Origin of the sequence: Tardiphaga sp. 709 (assembly GCF_032401055.1) — a bacterium.
Classification (GTDB): domain Bacteria; phylum Pseudomonadota; class Alphaproteobacteria; order Rhizobiales; family Xanthobacteraceae; genus Tardiphaga.
Genome location: NZ_CP135529.1, coordinates 6,165,713 through 6,180,125, shown reverse-complemented (window position 1 = coordinate 6,180,125; position 14,413 = coordinate 6,165,713). Strand labels below are relative to the sequence as shown.

Annotated in this window: 12 protein-coding genes; 7 read left to right on the top strand and 5 right to left on the bottom strand. The window is 62.2% G+C overall.

The annotated features are described in order from the left end of the window. Positions 1–137: 137 nt before the first annotated feature. Positions 138–818, bottom strand: coding sequence for a TetR/AcrR family transcriptional regulator (locus tag RSO67_RS29530; RefSeq protein WP_315841753.1), 681 nt, complete (start codon positions 816–818; stop codon positions 138–140). Positions 819–993: 175 nt separating this feature from the next. Between RSO67_RS29530 and RSO67_RS29525 the strand changes: the two genes are divergently transcribed. From RSO67_RS29525 to fabF, 4 genes are all read left to right on the top strand, one after another. Continuing rightward, a complete protein-coding gene (locus tag RSO67_RS29525) occupies positions 994–1,764 on the top strand; it encodes an enoyl-CoA hydratase (protein WP_089267272.1) in 771 nt (256 codons plus the stop codon). Between the two features lie 109 nt (positions 1,765–1,873). Next, positions 1,874–3,070 carry an acetyl-CoA C-acyltransferase gene (locus RSO67_RS29520; RefSeq protein ID WP_315841752.1) on the top strand — a complete coding sequence of 399 codons (1,197 nt, stop codon included), beginning with the start codon at positions 1,874–1,876 and terminating at the stop codon, positions 3,068–3,070. Between the two features lie 74 nt (positions 3,071–3,144). Further along, positions 3,145–4,428 carry an MFS transporter gene (locus RSO67_RS29515; RefSeq protein WP_315841751.1) on the top strand — a complete coding sequence of 428 codons (1,284 nt, stop codon included), beginning with the start codon at positions 3,145–3,147 and terminating at the stop codon, positions 4,426–4,428. A 51-nt stretch (positions 4,429–4,479) separates the two neighbouring features. Continuing rightward, positions 4,480–5,742, top strand: coding sequence for a beta-ketoacyl-ACP synthase II (gene fabF / locus RSO67_RS29510; RefSeq protein ID WP_315841750.1), 1,263 nt, complete (start codon positions 4,480–4,482; stop codon positions 5,740–5,742). Positions 5,743–5,750: 8 nt separating this feature from the next. On the opposite strand, the gene RSO67_RS29505 is transcribed toward fabF, so the two are convergent. Both RSO67_RS29505 and RSO67_RS29500 read right to left on the bottom strand, forming a co-directional pair. Then, complete coding sequence (locus RSO67_RS29505; RefSeq protein ID WP_315841749.1) at positions 5,751–7,307, bottom strand: acyl-CoA carboxylase subunit beta; 1,557 nt, start codon at positions 7,305–7,307, stop codon at positions 5,751–5,753. Next, complete coding sequence (locus RSO67_RS29500; RefSeq protein ID WP_315841748.1) at positions 7,237–8,205, bottom strand: IclR family transcriptional regulator; 969 nt, start codon at positions 8,203–8,205, stop codon at positions 7,237–7,239. Before RSO67_RS29500 ends, RSO67_RS29505 begins: the two co-directional genes overlap by 71 nt. Before the next feature lie 238 nt (positions 8,206–8,443). Between RSO67_RS29500 and RSO67_RS29495 the strand changes: the two genes are divergently transcribed. From RSO67_RS29495 to RSO67_RS29485, 3 genes are all read left to right on the top strand, one after another. After that, positions 8,444–8,665, top strand: a complete 222-nt coding sequence (locus RSO67_RS29495) for an acetyl-CoA carboxylase biotin carboxyl carrier protein subunit (RefSeq protein ID WP_315841747.1) — start codon at positions 8,444–8,446, stop codon at positions 8,663–8,665. Positions 8,666–8,818: 153 nt separating this feature from the next. Beyond that, entirely contained in the window at positions 8,819–9,970 is a 1,152-nt protein-coding gene (locus tag RSO67_RS29490) for a TAXI family TRAP transporter solute-binding subunit (protein WP_315841746.1), read from the top strand. 45 nt (positions 9,971–10,015) lie between these two features. Continuing rightward, positions 10,016–12,220 (top strand): TRAP transporter permease, encoded by a 2,205-nt coding sequence (locus RSO67_RS29485; RefSeq protein ID WP_315841745.1) that lies wholly within the window; start codon positions 10,016–10,018, stop codon positions 12,218–12,220. 35 nt (positions 12,221–12,255) lie between these two features. On the opposite strand, the gene RSO67_RS29480 is transcribed toward RSO67_RS29485, so the two are convergent. Next, complete coding sequence (locus tag RSO67_RS29480) at positions 12,256–12,708, bottom strand: hypothetical protein (RefSeq protein ID WP_089267265.1); 453 nt, start codon at positions 12,706–12,708, stop codon at positions 12,256–12,258. 157 nt (positions 12,709–12,865) lie between these two features. Beyond that, positions 12,866–14,383 carry a threonine ammonia-lyase, biosynthetic gene (gene ilvA, locus RSO67_RS29475; RefSeq protein ID WP_068730692.1) on the bottom strand — a complete coding sequence of 506 codons (1,518 nt, stop codon included), beginning with the start codon at positions 14,381–14,383 and terminating at the stop codon, positions 12,866–12,868. Positions 14,384–14,413: the final 30 nt, after the last annotated feature.

Genomic DNA, 14,413 nt, shown 5'->3' with positions numbered 1-14,413 from the left:
GCCCGATGTTGATCAGGCTTTATGGCGTTTGGAAAGGCCCTGCACGCGCGGCGGATTTGCGAAATTGCAGGCTCGCTGCAGTTTCGCCCTGTCAGAATGTCACCGCCGCGACAATGTCGCAGGCAGTGCGCCGATTATCAGTTCTTGGCGGGAGACATAGCCTTGGTCGCCGCCTTTTTCGCAGTCGGCTTTCTAGCCGCGCTCTTGGGAGCCTCAGCCTTGGACGCTGCAGGCTTGGGCGCTGCAGCACGCCCCCGCACGGCCTCGCGACCAGCGCTCAAAAGCTCTTCGGACAACTCGCCATTGCCGGCGGCGCGGGCGAGCACGATGGTGCCCATCATGGTGGCAAGCGCCGCCATCGCCTGTTTGCGCGCCGATTTGCTCGGTCCGCCATGAAACTGCTCGGACATCATCTCGATCATCTGATCGAGTTTGGCGGCAAACACCTTGCGTGTCTTGGGGCTCTCGCGCGCGATCTCCGCGCCCAAGGCGGGAACGGCGCAGCCGTGGCCGGGATTGTCGCGGTGCTGCGACGACAGGTAGAAGTCCACGAACGTGGCCAGACGCTGGTCCGGTGGTGCCTGCCCGGCCAGCTGACGCCAGCGGTCGGTCGAGCGGTCCATCGCATAGGCAAAAGCTTCGATCACCAGCGCCTCGCGCGAATCGAAATGCGCGTAGAAGCCGCCATGGGTAAGACCCGCGTCCTTCATGAGGTCAGCTACGCCGATGCCATGCGCGCCCTTTTCGCGCAAACGCACCGAAGCCTTCTTCACGATCCGCGCATGCGTCTCGAGCTTGTGTTCCTTGGAATAGCGCATCAGCGGTCCATTCAAGACAAATAGATGATGTCGATCATATTACCCGCACCGCCTCGCGCGCGCAACGCGCGCTTGGCCGCAGGCCTTGACAACACCGCGGTTTGACGGGGAATTGATAGGACAAGACCGGCGATCCGCGCCGGCCCAAAGGAAATGCAAGGGACGAGACGACTTCATGCATATGCTTAATCCCCACTGCGGTGTCGAACGTGACCCGCGAGGTATAGTTCGGCTGACGATCTGCAACGCCGGCTCACTCAATATTCTCAATTCAGCCGCAATCAAGGGCGTTCGCGAAGGCATCGAGGTATTGGCCACGGAACGCGCCATTCGCGCGCTTGTCATCGCCGGCCAGAGCGAAAAGAGCATGATTGGCGGCGCCGACATCAAGGAGATGGCGACGCTGGATCAGGCCTCCGCCGAGAAGTTCATTTCCGGCCTGCGCGATCTCTGCGAGGCTGCGCGCGCATTTCCCGCGCCCGTGATTGCCCGTATCCCTGGCTGGTGCCTTGGCGGCGGCCTCGAATTCGCTGCCGCCTGCGATTTCCGTATTGCTTCGCACGATTCCAAATACGCCATGCCCGAGGTCAGGGTCGGTATTCCCTCAGTGATTCACGCTGCCCTCTTGCCGCGCTTGATCGGTTGGGGCCGTGCGCGCTGGCTGATCATGACCGCCGCCACCATCGATGCACCGACCGCGCTCAATTGGGGTCTGGTCGATGTGGTTGCGGCCGAAGGCGCACTCGATGCCGAGGTTGAAAAGACGATCGAGGCCATACTCGAGTGTGGCCCCGAAGCCATGCGGTCGCAAAAAGCCCTGCTGAAACAGTGGGAAGAGCTGCCGCTGAAGGAATCCGTCAATCTCAGCGTCGGCGTGTTCGGCGAGGCCTATCTGACCGGCGAGCCCCAGCGACTGATGCAGGGTTTCATCAACCGCAAGCGCTAGCAGCTCGACCTCACGAGAATTTTGCACAGGCCGGCATTGCGTATCTTGCAGCGCATCATATGATGAGTGTCATCCAAATGATGCGCGCTTGCGCGAAGGAGCCTCCATCATGTCCGCAGCTTCAGATCCGGTCGTCATCGTCTCGGCCACCCGCACCCCGCTCGGCCGCTTCCAGGGCGAACTGTCGCCCTTCTCCGGCCACAAGCTCGGCAGCCACGTCATCGGCGCTGCCGTGGCACGCGCGAAACTGACACCCGAGCGCATCGACGAAGTCCTCATGGGCTGCGTGCTTCCCGCAGGCCAGGGTCAGGCGCCCGCCCGCCAGGCCGCCCGAGGTGCCAAGCTGCCGGATGCCACAGGGGCCACGACGATCAACAAGGTCTGTGGCTCCGGCATGAAGGCGACCATGCTTGCCCACGACATCATCCATGCCGGCTCGGCGGAGATCGTCGTCTCCGGCGGCATGGAGAGCATGACCAATGCGCCCTATTTGCTACAGAAGGCGCGCGGCGGTTACCGCGTCGGCCATGATCGCATCATCGATCACATGCTGATGGATGGGCTTGAAGATGCCTATGAGGTCGGTCGCTCGATGGGTGACTTTGGCGAAGCCACCGCTGAGGCCTATCAGTTCACGCGTGGAGATCAGGACGCCTATGCGATCGAGACGCTGACCCGCGCGCGAAAGGCCGTGGAGAGCGGCGCCTTCAAGGCCGAGATCACGCCACTGACCGTCGTCGAGAAGTCCGGACCGCGCGAGATCGCCAATGACGAACATCCGCTGAAGGTCGATCCCGCCAAGATCCCGAACCTCAAACCAGCCTTCCGCAGCAACGGCACCATCACGCCCGCTGCTTCGTCCGCTAACGCCGATGGCGCTGCTGCCCTGGTGCTGGCCAAGCGTTCCCTCGTGGATCGTGAGGGCCTGCCCGCGCTGGCCGTGATCCATGGCCACGCCACGCACAGCCAGGAACCACAATGGTTCACGACTGCGCCCATTCCGGCAATCCGCAAATTGCTCGACAAGGTCGGCTGGAGCGTCGGCGATGTCGATCTGTTCGAGATCAACGAGGCCTTCGCCGTAGTGCCGATGGCCGCGCAACGCGACCTTGGCATCCCTCGCGAGAAGCTCAACGTCAATGGCGGCGCCTGCGCGCTGGGCCACCCCATCGGTGCAACCGGCGCGCGGCTCATTGTGACGCTGCTGCACGCGCTGGAAGCCAGAGGCCTGAAACGCGGCGTCGCGGCACTGTGCATCGGCGGCGGCGAAGCGACGGCCATTGCCATCGAACGCATCATTCACTGAGACGCCCTTCCCAGATATGATCGTCGCGGCGATGGTCGTCGCGACGCCTATTCTCGTTGATTGCAGGATTACCGATGATTTCCGGATGGCTCTCGACTGCCCTCGCCCGCCGCAACATTCACTATGGATGGGCGATGATCGCCGTGACCTTCGTGACGGCGCTGGTCAGCGCTGCGGCGGTTGGCGCACCCGGCGTGTTCATCGTGCCGCTGCAGAAGGAGTTCGGCTGGAGCACCGCGGAGATATCCTCGGCCATGTCGATCCGCTTCGTGCTGTTCGGCCTGATGGCGCCGTTCGCCGCGGCGCTGATGAACCGTTATGGGTTGCGCAACGTCACGCTGATTGCGCTGCTCGTCGTTGCTGCAAGCCTCATCTTGTCGCTCGGGATGACGCAGGTCTGGCAGCTCATGGCGCTCTGGGGCGTCGCCGTTGGTATTGGCACCGGCATGACGGCGCTGGTGCTCGGCGCCACCGTCGCAGCGCGCTGGTTCAGCGCACGCCGTGGTCTCGTCGTGGGCATCCTCACGGCAAGCGCCGCGACAGGTCAGTTGATCTTCCTGCCGATCCTGGCCAGCATCACCGAGCACAGTAACTGGCGCTGGGCACTGGCGCTGATGTGCGTGATGCTGGCCATAGCCGCACTCGGCGTGCTGCTGGTGATGCGGGACCGCCCCAGCGATATCGGCATTCGCCCCTACGGCGACACCAGCACCGAACCGCTGGCCGTTCCACCACCGAACACCTCACCGATCATGGCGGCAGCGCTCGGCGCCTTGCGCGATGCTGCCCAGACCAAAGTGTTCTGGATCCTGTTCGCGACCTTCTTCATCTGCGGCGCCAGCACCAACGGGCTGGTCCAGGTTCACCTGATCCCGATGTGCCTCGACTTCGGCATCCCGCAGATTCAGGCGGCCGGCCTGCTTGCGGCCATGGGCGTGTTCGATTTCGTCGGCACCATCGCGTCGGGCTGGCTGTCTGACCGGTATGACAATCGTTACCTGCTGTTCTGGTATTATGGCCTGCGTGGCCTCTCGCTGCTGGTGTTGCCGTTCACCGACTTCTCGTTCTATGGTCTCTCACTCTTCGCGCTGTTCTATGGCCTGGACTGGATTGCCACCGTGCCGCCGACCGTGCGCCTCACCGCATCCAAATTCGGTCCTGAACGCGCGGGTCTGGTGTTCGGCTGGATCTTCGCCGGCCATCAACTAGGCGCAGCAACGGCGGCATTCGGCGCTGGCCTGTCGCGCACGGTCCTGCTCAGCTATCTGCCTGCCTTTTTCGCGGCAGGTGCGCTATGTATTATTGCAGCGCTGATCGTGCTGGCGATTTCAAGGGACAAGAACGTCGCGATCGCCTGATCCCCGCGGGATTCAGGCCGCTCGCCACTCATATCAGAACGGGAATACATCATGCGCCGCGTTGTAATTACGGGGATGGGAGCGGTGTCGCCGCTCGGTTGCGGCGTCGAGATCAACTGGTCCCGGCTGCTCGCCGGGCAATCCGGTATCCGCCTGTTGCCGGAGGCCATGACGGCTGATCTCACCGCCAAGGTCGGCGGCCAGGTGCCTGACATCACCAATGATCCGGAAGGCGGTTTCGATCCCGACAAGGCGGCGGCGCGCAAAGATCAGAAGAAGATGGATCGCTTCATCCTGTTTGCGCTGATGGCCGCCGATGAGGCCATCGCGCAGGCAGGCTGGCAGCCGAAGACCGCGCAAGAGCGCCAGCGCACCGCCACGATCATCGCATCCGGCATCGGTGGCTTTCCGGCGATTGCCGACGCCGTCCGCACGACAGATACCAAGGGCATCCGCCGGCTGTCGCCGTTCACCGTGCCCTCATTCCTGGTCAATCTCGCGGCCGGTCATATCTCGATCCGCTACGGCTTCGAGGGCGCGCTCGGCGCACCCGTGACAGCCTGCGCCGCCGGCGTGCAGGCGATCGGTGACGCTGCACGTCTCATTCGCGCCGGCGAAGCGGACGTCGCCATCGCCGGGGGAGCCGAGGCCTGCATCGACCGCGTCAGCCTCGGCGGCTTCGCCGCCGCTCGCGCGCTCTCCACCGACTTCGTTGCCAATCCGGAGCGCGCCTCGCGTCCGTTCGATCGCGACCGCGACGGCTTTGTGATGGGCGAAGGCGCCGGGGTCGTGGTGCTTGAGGAACTGGATCATGCCCTGGCACGCGGCGCCAAGCCGATCGCTGAACTGATCGGTTACGGCACGACGTCCGATGCGTTCCACATGACGGCCGGTCGCGAGGACGGCGATGGCGCCAGGCGCGCGATGGATATCGCTCTGGCACAGGCCAACATCACGCCTGCCGATGTCCAGCATCTCAACGCCCATGCGACATCGACGCCGGTCGGCGATCATGGCGAACTCGAAGCCATCAAGACCATCTTCGGCACGACTGGCGGGGTCGCTGTCAGTTCGACCAAATCCGCCACGGGTCACCTGCTCGGTGCAGCCGGAGGGCTTGAGGCGGTCTACGCGATCCTTGCGCTGCGCGACCAGATCGCACCGGCCACGCTCAACCTCGAAAACCCCGACCCCACTGCCGAAGGCATCGATCTGATCCGCGGCAAGGCACGGCCGATAGCCATCGACCATGTGATGTCGAACGGCTTCGGCTTTGGCGGCGTGAACGCCACGATCGTGCTGCGGCGGATGTAGGCCGCAGCTTACGGCCGCATCGCCAGCCGTGACGGGCCTGCATTGCGGAGCGGTTCGGCAAGACGCGCAAACTCACACAATAGCGAGCGCGTCTTCGTCGGGTTGATGACTTCCTCGACCCAGAATTTCTCGGCCGAGCGAAATGGCGAACGCAGCTTGTTGAGGCGGTCCTCGATTTCCTGCTGCTTGGCCTTGGGATCCTCCGCCGCATCGATCTCAGCGCGATAGGCAGCCTCGATGCCACCTTCCAGCGGGAGCGAGCCCCAATAGGCCGAAGGCCATGCGTAACGCATCGAGAACCGGTTGGCCGGCTGATGCACCACGCCAGCGACGCCGAAGGCATTACGAATGATGATCGTGCACCACGGCACCGTGGTCTGATTGACTGCTGTCATGGCGCGAACACCGTGCCGGATGGTCGCCGCCTTCTCCGCATCGAGCCCGATCATGAAGCCCGGGCAATCCATGAGATAGACGACCGGGAGATGGAACGTTTCGGCAAGGTCGACGAAACGCACGACCTTCTGGCAGGCTTCCGCCGTCCACGAACCGCCATAATGAAACGGATCGCTGGCGAGCAGCAGCACCGCACGGCCTTCGAGACGCGCAAAACCGGTGATGATCGGCCGGCCGAAATTCGCGGCCATCTCGAAGAACGAGCCCTTGTCGACCACCGCATCGATGATCGGGCGCATCTTGTAGACCTGCCGGCGATTGCGCGGCACGGCGTTCAGCAGAGATTCTTCCGCACGTTCGGGATCGTCATTGCAGGCGATCGTGGGCGGCAGGTCATAGACGGACGATGGCAGATAGGACAGGAAGCGCCGCGCGCAGGCGAAGGCCTCCTCTTCTGTCTCCACGGCATGATCGACGCCGCCAGCGCGCGTCTGGATATCGGCGCCGCCGAGCTCCTTCTTCTCAAGCGACTGGCCGAGGCGCGCGACAACGGGAGGCCCGGCGACGAACATCGCGGAATTCTTGGTCATGACCGAGTAGTGGCTGGCTGCAAGCCGCGCGGCACCGAGGCCGGCGACTGAACCAAGGCCGAGGCCAATGACTGGCACCTGCGCCAGATTGGACGTCGTGTACCAGTACCAGCGCGTGCCGCCGACACCGCCCGGCAGATTGGCTGCGCCCCTGGTCTCGATGGTCTTGACCGAGCCGCCGCCGCCGGAGCCTTCGATCACGCGAATGATCGGCAACCGGAAGTCATGCGCCATTTCCTCGGCCATCAGCGGCTTAGCCGAGATCGAGGCGTCTGCCGAACCGCCGCGCACGGTGAAGTCATCGCCAACAACGACGACGGGACGACCGTCGATCTTGCCACGACCGAATACACAATTCGCCGGCGTGAGGTGCTTCAACTCGCCGGATGCATCATATTCACCGATGCCGGAGACGGCCCCGACTTCGTGAAAGCTTTTTGCATCTATCAGTCTGTCGATACGCTCACGAACCGTGAGCCGGCCCTGGTCATGCTGTCGCTTGACCTTGTCAGCGCCCCCCATCTCCCGCGCGAAGGCTTCGCGCCGGGCGAGGTCGTCGAGTTCCGGCTTCCAGTTCATTCAATCCCTCCGGGAGCATTTTTTTCTGAGCTGTTGGCGCGGGAGGCGCATCTGGAACGGGCGCACTGGTCAGGCCGCTATCTGCATTCTGAACCATCATGCTGATCCTGCTGCTGAGCTGACGCAGGATCGGAGCGATCTCGTCCTGCAGGCGCTGCTCGTCATACATGGCGGCAAGCAGACCGATAGTGACGACCACATAGGTCTGATACTGCGGCGACCAGATCGGCGTCGCAATTCCGGTGATATGCGGCGACCAAAGGCCACCTGCGAGAACGTAGCCATTGTCACGCAGACATTCGCGATTGCTCGCGATTTTGCCGCGCAGGATCTTGGCGTCCTCGGGCATTTCGCGCGCGATATCGTTGATCAGGGCATTGCCGACGTCTTCATCGAGCGCTGCGGTGTAGGCGTGACCGGCTGCAGTCCGGCCCATGGCAATGCGGCTGCCGGTGGTCGAATGCAATCCGAGCGCGTGATCGGCGCGGGCATATTCGAGATAGACCATGTGGAAACGATCAGGAATCGTGAAGCCAATCGTGCCAGGTACCTGCTCCGCCACTTCCTGCAAACGCAGGCGGATCAGGTTGCGCACCTGAAGTCCCCGCATCATCGACGCGCTCATCGCGACCGCACTCGATCCGATGCGGTACTTCTGATCTGCAGGCAAATAGGCGAGCTGGCCCATGCGCGTCAGCGTATGTGTCAGGCGCGATACGGTGGAGCGCGGCAGGCCGCAGCGATTGGAAATTTCGAGATTACCCAGTCGGGCATCATGGCCCTCGAAGCAGCGAAGAATATCAAAGGCGCGCGAAACCACCTGGATCACATCGCCGTCGCCTGCCAGATCGCTGGCGAGCATGCCTTGTTTGCTGAGCCGTTCCGAACGTCGTCCCATGATGCGTTTCCCTTAAAACGACGCATCTCGCGGGGAGCCAATCCGTTGGATTGCCCCGATGTGCGCCGCCATCCCGTTCCACTCTGCGGAATTATATTCCACTTGCGGGCTACGCTACCTCAGGCAATCTGCGGCGACAACACCAAGCTGCTCGTTTCTTCTCATTCTTAGGGATTGTCCGGTCGCGTCGGCGCTACACCTATAGCGAGCAGCCGCCCGCGTGATCGCGGAGAACACCATGCCAGAGATCAAGATCCTCAGTGAAGTCGCCGGCCGCATCTGCTCACTACCGCTCGCAACCGGCGCTTCCGTGAATGAAGGAGACGAAGTGGCTTTTGTCGAAGCCATGAAGATGGAAATTCCGGTCGCCTCCCCTGCCGCAGGTAAAATCAAATCGATGATCGTCGCGGTCGACGACGTGGTCGCGGAAGGACAGTTGCTCGGCACAGTCGAGACGTGAGCAGTACCGATGTGCCGCGGCATTCTGTCTGAGATAGTGATCGTTCCTATCATCCAGCGAACTGCCTCAGGACATTGCCAGCGCCGGACGGCGATGACATGATCGCCGAACAATAAAAAGCAATTCGCAAAGCGAATGCATCTGGAGGGGAAAATGCTTCACCGGCTCATCACGCTGGCGTCCGTTGCCGTGTTCAGTTCGACCGGCGCTGTATGCGCACAGGATATCAAGCTTCCACCAACCATGGCGGTCACCGCCTATGACACCGGCACTGCCGGCTTCAACATCGCCGTCGCCGTCGGCAAGATGATGAAGGACAAATATTCCACCGACGTGCGTGTGCTGCCCGCCGGCAATGATGTCGCGCGGCTGGCGCCATTGCGCGCCGGTCGCGCCACAATTGCCTGGATGGGCTCGGGCATCTACTTCGCGCAGGAAGGCGTGTTCGAATTCGGCGTCAAGGAATGGGGTCCACAGCCAGCACAGGTCACGCTGTCGACCATCGACTGTAATGGCGCCTCGCTCGGCGTCGCCCGCGATATCGGCGTGAAGGAGATCAAGGATCTACGCGGCAAACGCGTCGGCTTCGTCGTCGGCTCACCTGCCCTGAACCAGAACTCGCTTGCGATCATGGCATTCGGCGGTCTCACAAAGGCAGACATCAAGCCGATCGAGTTCGCAAGCTACGGCGCAATGTGGAAAGGCATGGTGAACAACGACGTCGATGCCGCCTTTGCTACCACCATCACCGGCCCGGCCAAGGAAGTCGAGACATCGCCGCGCGGCATCATCTGGCCGCCCCTCCCCGCTGAAGACAAGGCCGGTTGGGAGCGCGTCAAGCGGGTGGCACCGTTCTTCAATCCGCATGTCGCGACCTGCGGCGCGGGCATCACGGCATCAGCGCCCGTCAACATGAGCACCTACCCCTACCCCGTCGCGACCGTCTACGGCTCGCAGGCGGAAGATCAGATCTACGCGATCACCAAGGCAATGATCGTCAACTTCGACGCCTACAAAGACAACGCACCAGGCGCTTTGGGCCTCGCCGTAAAAGCGCAGTCCATGAAATGGGTCGTTCCGTTTCATCCCGGTGCCGTGAAAGCCCTCAAGGAAGCCGGCAACTGGACGCCGGAAGACCAGACACACAATGACGGACTGCTGAAGCGGCAGGACGTCTTGAAGGCGGCATGGAGCGAATACGCCAAGGCCAGTGCATCAGCCGGCGAAAAGGAGTTTCTCGACGGCTGGATGAACGCCCGCGCGGCTGCGCTCAAGAAGGCCGGCATGCCGAACGGCTTCGAATAGCGTCGTCATTTCCAGCTTTACCCGCGAACACTGATCGGGGCCATCATGTCAGTTTCATCACCCGATCATGCGCGGCCCGCATCCGACATTCGCGTAAAAATGGAGCTCGACGATCCCCATGGGGTCGCCGACCTCCAGGAATCCGAGGTCTCGCGCGTCCGCGCCTTGCACGGCGTGTGGCGCTGGGCGCTCATACTGGCCACCCTTGCGACCATCCTGCTCTGCATCAACCAGCAATTTTCGCTGCGCTTCTTCGTCGATGTCACGCAACTCAACACCGAATATTTCTATCTGCTGATCGCACTGATGCTGCCGTTCACGTTCCTGATCTTTCCGGGAACGTCAAAGGCCGATCTCGACCGTGTGCCGTGGTACGACGTCGTATTATTCGTCGCCACTTTCGCAGCGGCGATCTTCCTGATGATGAACATCCGCAAGGCCGCCCAATTCGGCTGGGAATTCGACGGCGCACCTAAGCCGGTGATCGCCGCAGGCCTCGTGATGTGGTTTGTGCTGATGGAGGCGCTGCGCCGTACCGGCGGCTGGAGCCTGTTGCTCAGCGTCTTCCCCTTCACACTGTATCCGCTGTTTGCCGACGCAAAATGGCTCGGACCATTTCGCGGCACCCAGTCGACGCTGGAGCAAACCACGGCCTATCACGTGCTGTCTGGCGAGAGCCTGCTCGGCATTCCGATCCAGGCCTTCGCCGATACCGTAATCGGCTTCCTGGTGTTTGGCACTGCGCTGATGATGACCGGCGCCGGCAAGTTCTTCATCAACATTGCCTTCGCGATGTGCGGTACCTTCCGTGGTGGCGCGGCAAAGGTGTGCATCTTTGCATCCGGCCTGCTTGGCACCGTCGGCGGAAGCATCGTCTCCAACGTGCTGACCGCCGGAACAATGACGATCCCTGCAATGAAGAAAACCGGCTTCACGCCGTCCTATTCCGGAGCGATCGAAGCCTGCGCGTCCACCGGCGCCGTGCTGGCGCCGCCGGTGCTGGGCGCGACAGCCTTCGTCATGGCGCAGTTCATGAACACGAGCTATGCCGACGTCGCACTCGCCGCCACGATTCCGTCGATCCTGTATTACTTCGGTCTGTTCGCGCAGGTCGACAGCTACGCCGCGCGCCACAAGCTCGAAGGAATCCCGCGCGAGGAACTGCCCCGCTTCATGGATGCGCTCAAGGAGGGCTGGTACTATCTCTTTGTCATCGCGATCCTTGTCGTGATGCTGCTGTACTTCAAACGTGAGAGCCACGCGCCGTTCTATGCCACCGCTTTGCTGGTCATCCTGCATCAATGGTCAGGCCCCGCACAGTGGAAGAAGGGCAACACCGCCGTCCTGGCGCTCTCGATTGCGCTGACCGGGCTGATGGTCTGGCTCGATCTGCAGAACGCCTATCTATGGGGAATGTGCATCCTCGCTGCGCTCAATGAATTCTTCCCTGGCAAAAATTGGGGCGGCGTGCGCTGGATTCACTTCCTCGAACTCAACGGCAAGACCTTCGTCGAATTAATCGCGATCCTCGCCGGCTGCGGGTTGCTGATCGGCGCCTTTTCGCTCACCGGCGTAATCTCAAGCCTGGCCAACGACCTTCTGGCGATCGCCGGCGGCAACGTCTTCCTGCTGCTGATTATGTGCGCCTTCACCAGCCTGATCCTCGGCCTCGGCCTGACAACGACGTCCTGCTACATCTTCCTCGCCATTCTCGTCGCGCCGGCGCTGGAGAAGCTCGGCCTCAACAAGATGGCCGTACACATGTTCATCTTCTATTGGGGCATGCTGTCGTCGATCACGCCACCGGTCGCCATCGCGTCCTTTGCGGCCGCCGGTATTGCCGGCGCGCCGGCGATGAAGACTGGCTGGGAGTCGATGTGGGTCGGCAGCATCATCTATTTCATCCCGTTCTTCTTCGTGCTGAATCCGGCGCTGCTATTGCAGGGCGACAGCCCTTATCTCGAAGCCTTCGGCCTGACCGGCCTTGCCTGTCTCGGCATCATCTTCATCTGCGGCGGCATCCAGGGCTATCAGGCCTATGTCGGCGATCTCCGACGGGCGGGCGCGATGGAATGGCCGCTGCGCGTCCTGCTGGTGATCGGCGGCTTCGTGCTGGCGACACCAGGCGGCGGCATCAATCCGCTGTCGCAGTGGCAGATCATTGCCCTCGCCGCCTGCATTCTCGCGCCGACGGTGCTGGTCGCGCTGGCGCTGATCAGGCGCGGCGACGCGCGGCTCGCGGTGTCATGACCGCGAAGGCATTCAGGTCGATTGAAGATTGAGAGCTAGAAAAACTCTTCCGGGCATGGATCGACGATCTTCCAGAGATCCATGCCGTTCTTGATCTTCTTCATTTCCGGCGTGAGACCGCCGTTACGCGCAAGCCAGTCTTTCACCGGCGGCGGATAATAGGCCATCAGGTCCGAGGTGCCTTCGTAGCTGATCACCTTCATGCCGAAGGTGAAAGCCTTGTCGTAATAGGCCTGATGGAAGCCGAGACTGGCCCGCGGAGTCACGCAGACCTTGTTCATCGGCACGATGCCGAACACCAGCGTGCAGGCCGAATTGCAGATGCCGTCGATAATCACCCGCTCCTTGCGGTCGCGGATGCGCTCATACTTGGCCTTGTATTCCTCGACATAGCCGCCATGGTCGCGGGTGATGCGCAAATCGGCCTTGGCCGGAGCCACGGATAGCACCAACAACGACATCAGCACAGGCAGCAGCGAAAGGCGCATCACGCGATGAAACCGGTAAGGGGACCCAAGCCAACGCCCATTCCGGCATCAGCACACCGCCCGACTCTCGCCGGACAGTGCTAGTATTCCGTTAAGCATCGGCTTTGAGCGAAAAAAGGCAGAAATCGGCCCTGCCTCACTGTCTGCCCTACCCGGCCTAGCCGTTCAGGAACATCCGGTAGACCGGATTTTGCGTTTCGTCCTCATAGGGATAGCCGAGCGACGTCAGCCGCTGCGTCAGGGTCGGCCGGTCGGCCTGCGGAACTTCAATGCCAACCAGCACCCGGCCATAATCCGCACCGTGATTGCGGTAATGGAACAGCGTGATGTTCCAGTCCGCGCCCATCTGGTCGAGAAATTTCAGCAAGGCGCCCGGACGCTCCGGAAACTCGAAGCGCAGGATAACCTCGTCCCGCAAAGCCGGCGGTGCTCGCCCGCCAACCATATAGCGGATGTGCAACTTGGCGGTTTCGTCCGCGCTGATGTCCAGCACCTTGTAACCGAGCGCCTGCAACTGCCCGATCAGCTCGCCCTTGTCGTTCTTGGCGCCACTCAGCTTCAGGCCGACAAAGACATTGGCTTCCTTGGCGTCGGCATAGCGATAGTTGAACTCGGTGATGTTGTGATTGCCGATGGTCTGAATAAAGCGGCGATAGCTGCCGGGCTGCTCCGGAATGGTCACGCCCAGCAGGATCTCACGCGCTTCACCGACCTCGGCACGCTCTGCGACGTGCCGCAGGCGATCGAAATTCATGTTGGCGCCGCTGTTGATGGCGACCAGCGCCCCCGTGCGCGTGGGATTGTTCGCGGCATAGCTCTTCAGTCCTGCCAGCGCCAAGGCGCCGGCCGGCTCCGCGATCACGCGCATATCCTCGAAAATATCCTTGATGGCGGCGCACATCTCGTCGGTGTCGGCCGTGATCACATCATCAAGCAATTCACGGCAGAGACGGAATGTTTCGACCCCAGCCTGGCGCACGGCCACACCGTCAGCGAACAAACCGACGCGATTGAGAACGACGCGCTCGCCAGCATCTATCGCGGCTTTCATCGATGCGGCATCGACGGGCTCGACACCGATGACCTTGGTCTCCGGGCGCAGAAATTTGATGAAGGAGGCAACGCCGGCCGCAAGCCCGCCGCCGCCGATCGGCACGAACACCGCCTCGATGGGATCGGGATGCTGCTGCAGGATTTCCATGCCGATGGTGCCCTGCCCCGCGATCACGTCGGGATCGTCATAGGGATGCACGAAGGTCAGCTTCTGCTCGGCCTCGAGCTTGCGCGCATGCGCCGCTGCTTCGTCAAACGTGTCGCCGAACAGCACGGCATTGCCGCCCCAATATCTGACAGCATCGATCTTGATTGGCGGCGTGGTCACTGGCATCACGATGGTTGCCTTGATCCCGAGCCGCTGCGCCGACAGCGCCACGCCCTGCGCATGATTGCCAGCCGACGCGCAAATCACGCCGGCCGCGCGCTGCTCCGCAGACAGCCCCGCAATGCGGTTGTACGCGCCACGAATCTTAAACGAGAACACCGGCTGCAAATCCTCGCGCTTGAGCAGCACGGGGCTTCCCATGCGCGCGGTCAGCCGAACCATCGGGTCCAGCGGCGTCTGGATCGCGACGTCGTAGACGCGGCTGTCCAGGATTTTGCGAACGTAGTCAGTCACAGGTAGTCCTCGAACATGTGGCAGAGACCG

Excerpts from the sequence above, each read along its gene's own strand:
- RSO67_RS29530 (WP_315841753.1), bottom strand. The coding sequence starts at position 818 with ATGCGCTATTCCAAGGAACACAAGCTCGAGACGCATGCGCGGATCGTG.
- RSO67_RS29525 (WP_089267272.1), top strand. The coding sequence starts at position 994 with ATGCATATGCTTAATCCCCACTGCGGTGTCGAACGTGACCCGCGAGGT.
- RSO67_RS29520 (WP_315841752.1), top strand. The coding sequence starts at position 1,874 with ATGTCCGCAGCTTCAGATCCGGTCGTCATCGTCTCGGCCACCCGCACC.
- RSO67_RS29515 (WP_315841751.1), top strand. The coding sequence starts at position 3,145 with ATGATTTCCGGATGGCTCTCGACTGCCCTCGCCCGCCGCAACATTCAC.
- fabF (WP_315841750.1), top strand. The coding sequence starts at position 4,480 with ATGCGCCGCGTTGTAATTACGGGGATGGGAGCGGTGTCGCCGCTCGGT.
- RSO67_RS29505 (WP_315841749.1), bottom strand. The coding sequence starts at position 7,307 with ATGAACTGGAAGCCGGAACTCGACGACCTCGCCCGGCGCGAAGCCTTC.
- RSO67_RS29500 (WP_315841748.1), bottom strand. The coding sequence starts at position 8,205 with ATGGGACGACGTTCGGAACGGCTCAGCAAACAAGGCATGCTCGCCAGC.
- RSO67_RS29495 (WP_315841747.1), top strand. The coding sequence starts at position 8,444 with ATGCCAGAGATCAAGATCCTCAGTGAAGTCGCCGGCCGCATCTGCTCA.
- RSO67_RS29490 (WP_315841746.1), top strand. The coding sequence starts at position 8,819 with ATGCTTCACCGGCTCATCACGCTGGCGTCCGTTGCCGTGTTCAGTTCG.
- RSO67_RS29485 (WP_315841745.1), top strand. The coding sequence starts at position 10,016 with ATGTCAGTTTCATCACCCGATCATGCGCGGCCCGCATCCGACATTCGC.
- RSO67_RS29480 (WP_089267265.1), bottom strand. The coding sequence starts at position 12,708 with ATGCGCCTTTCGCTGCTGCCTGTGCTGATGTCGTTGTTGGTGCTATCC.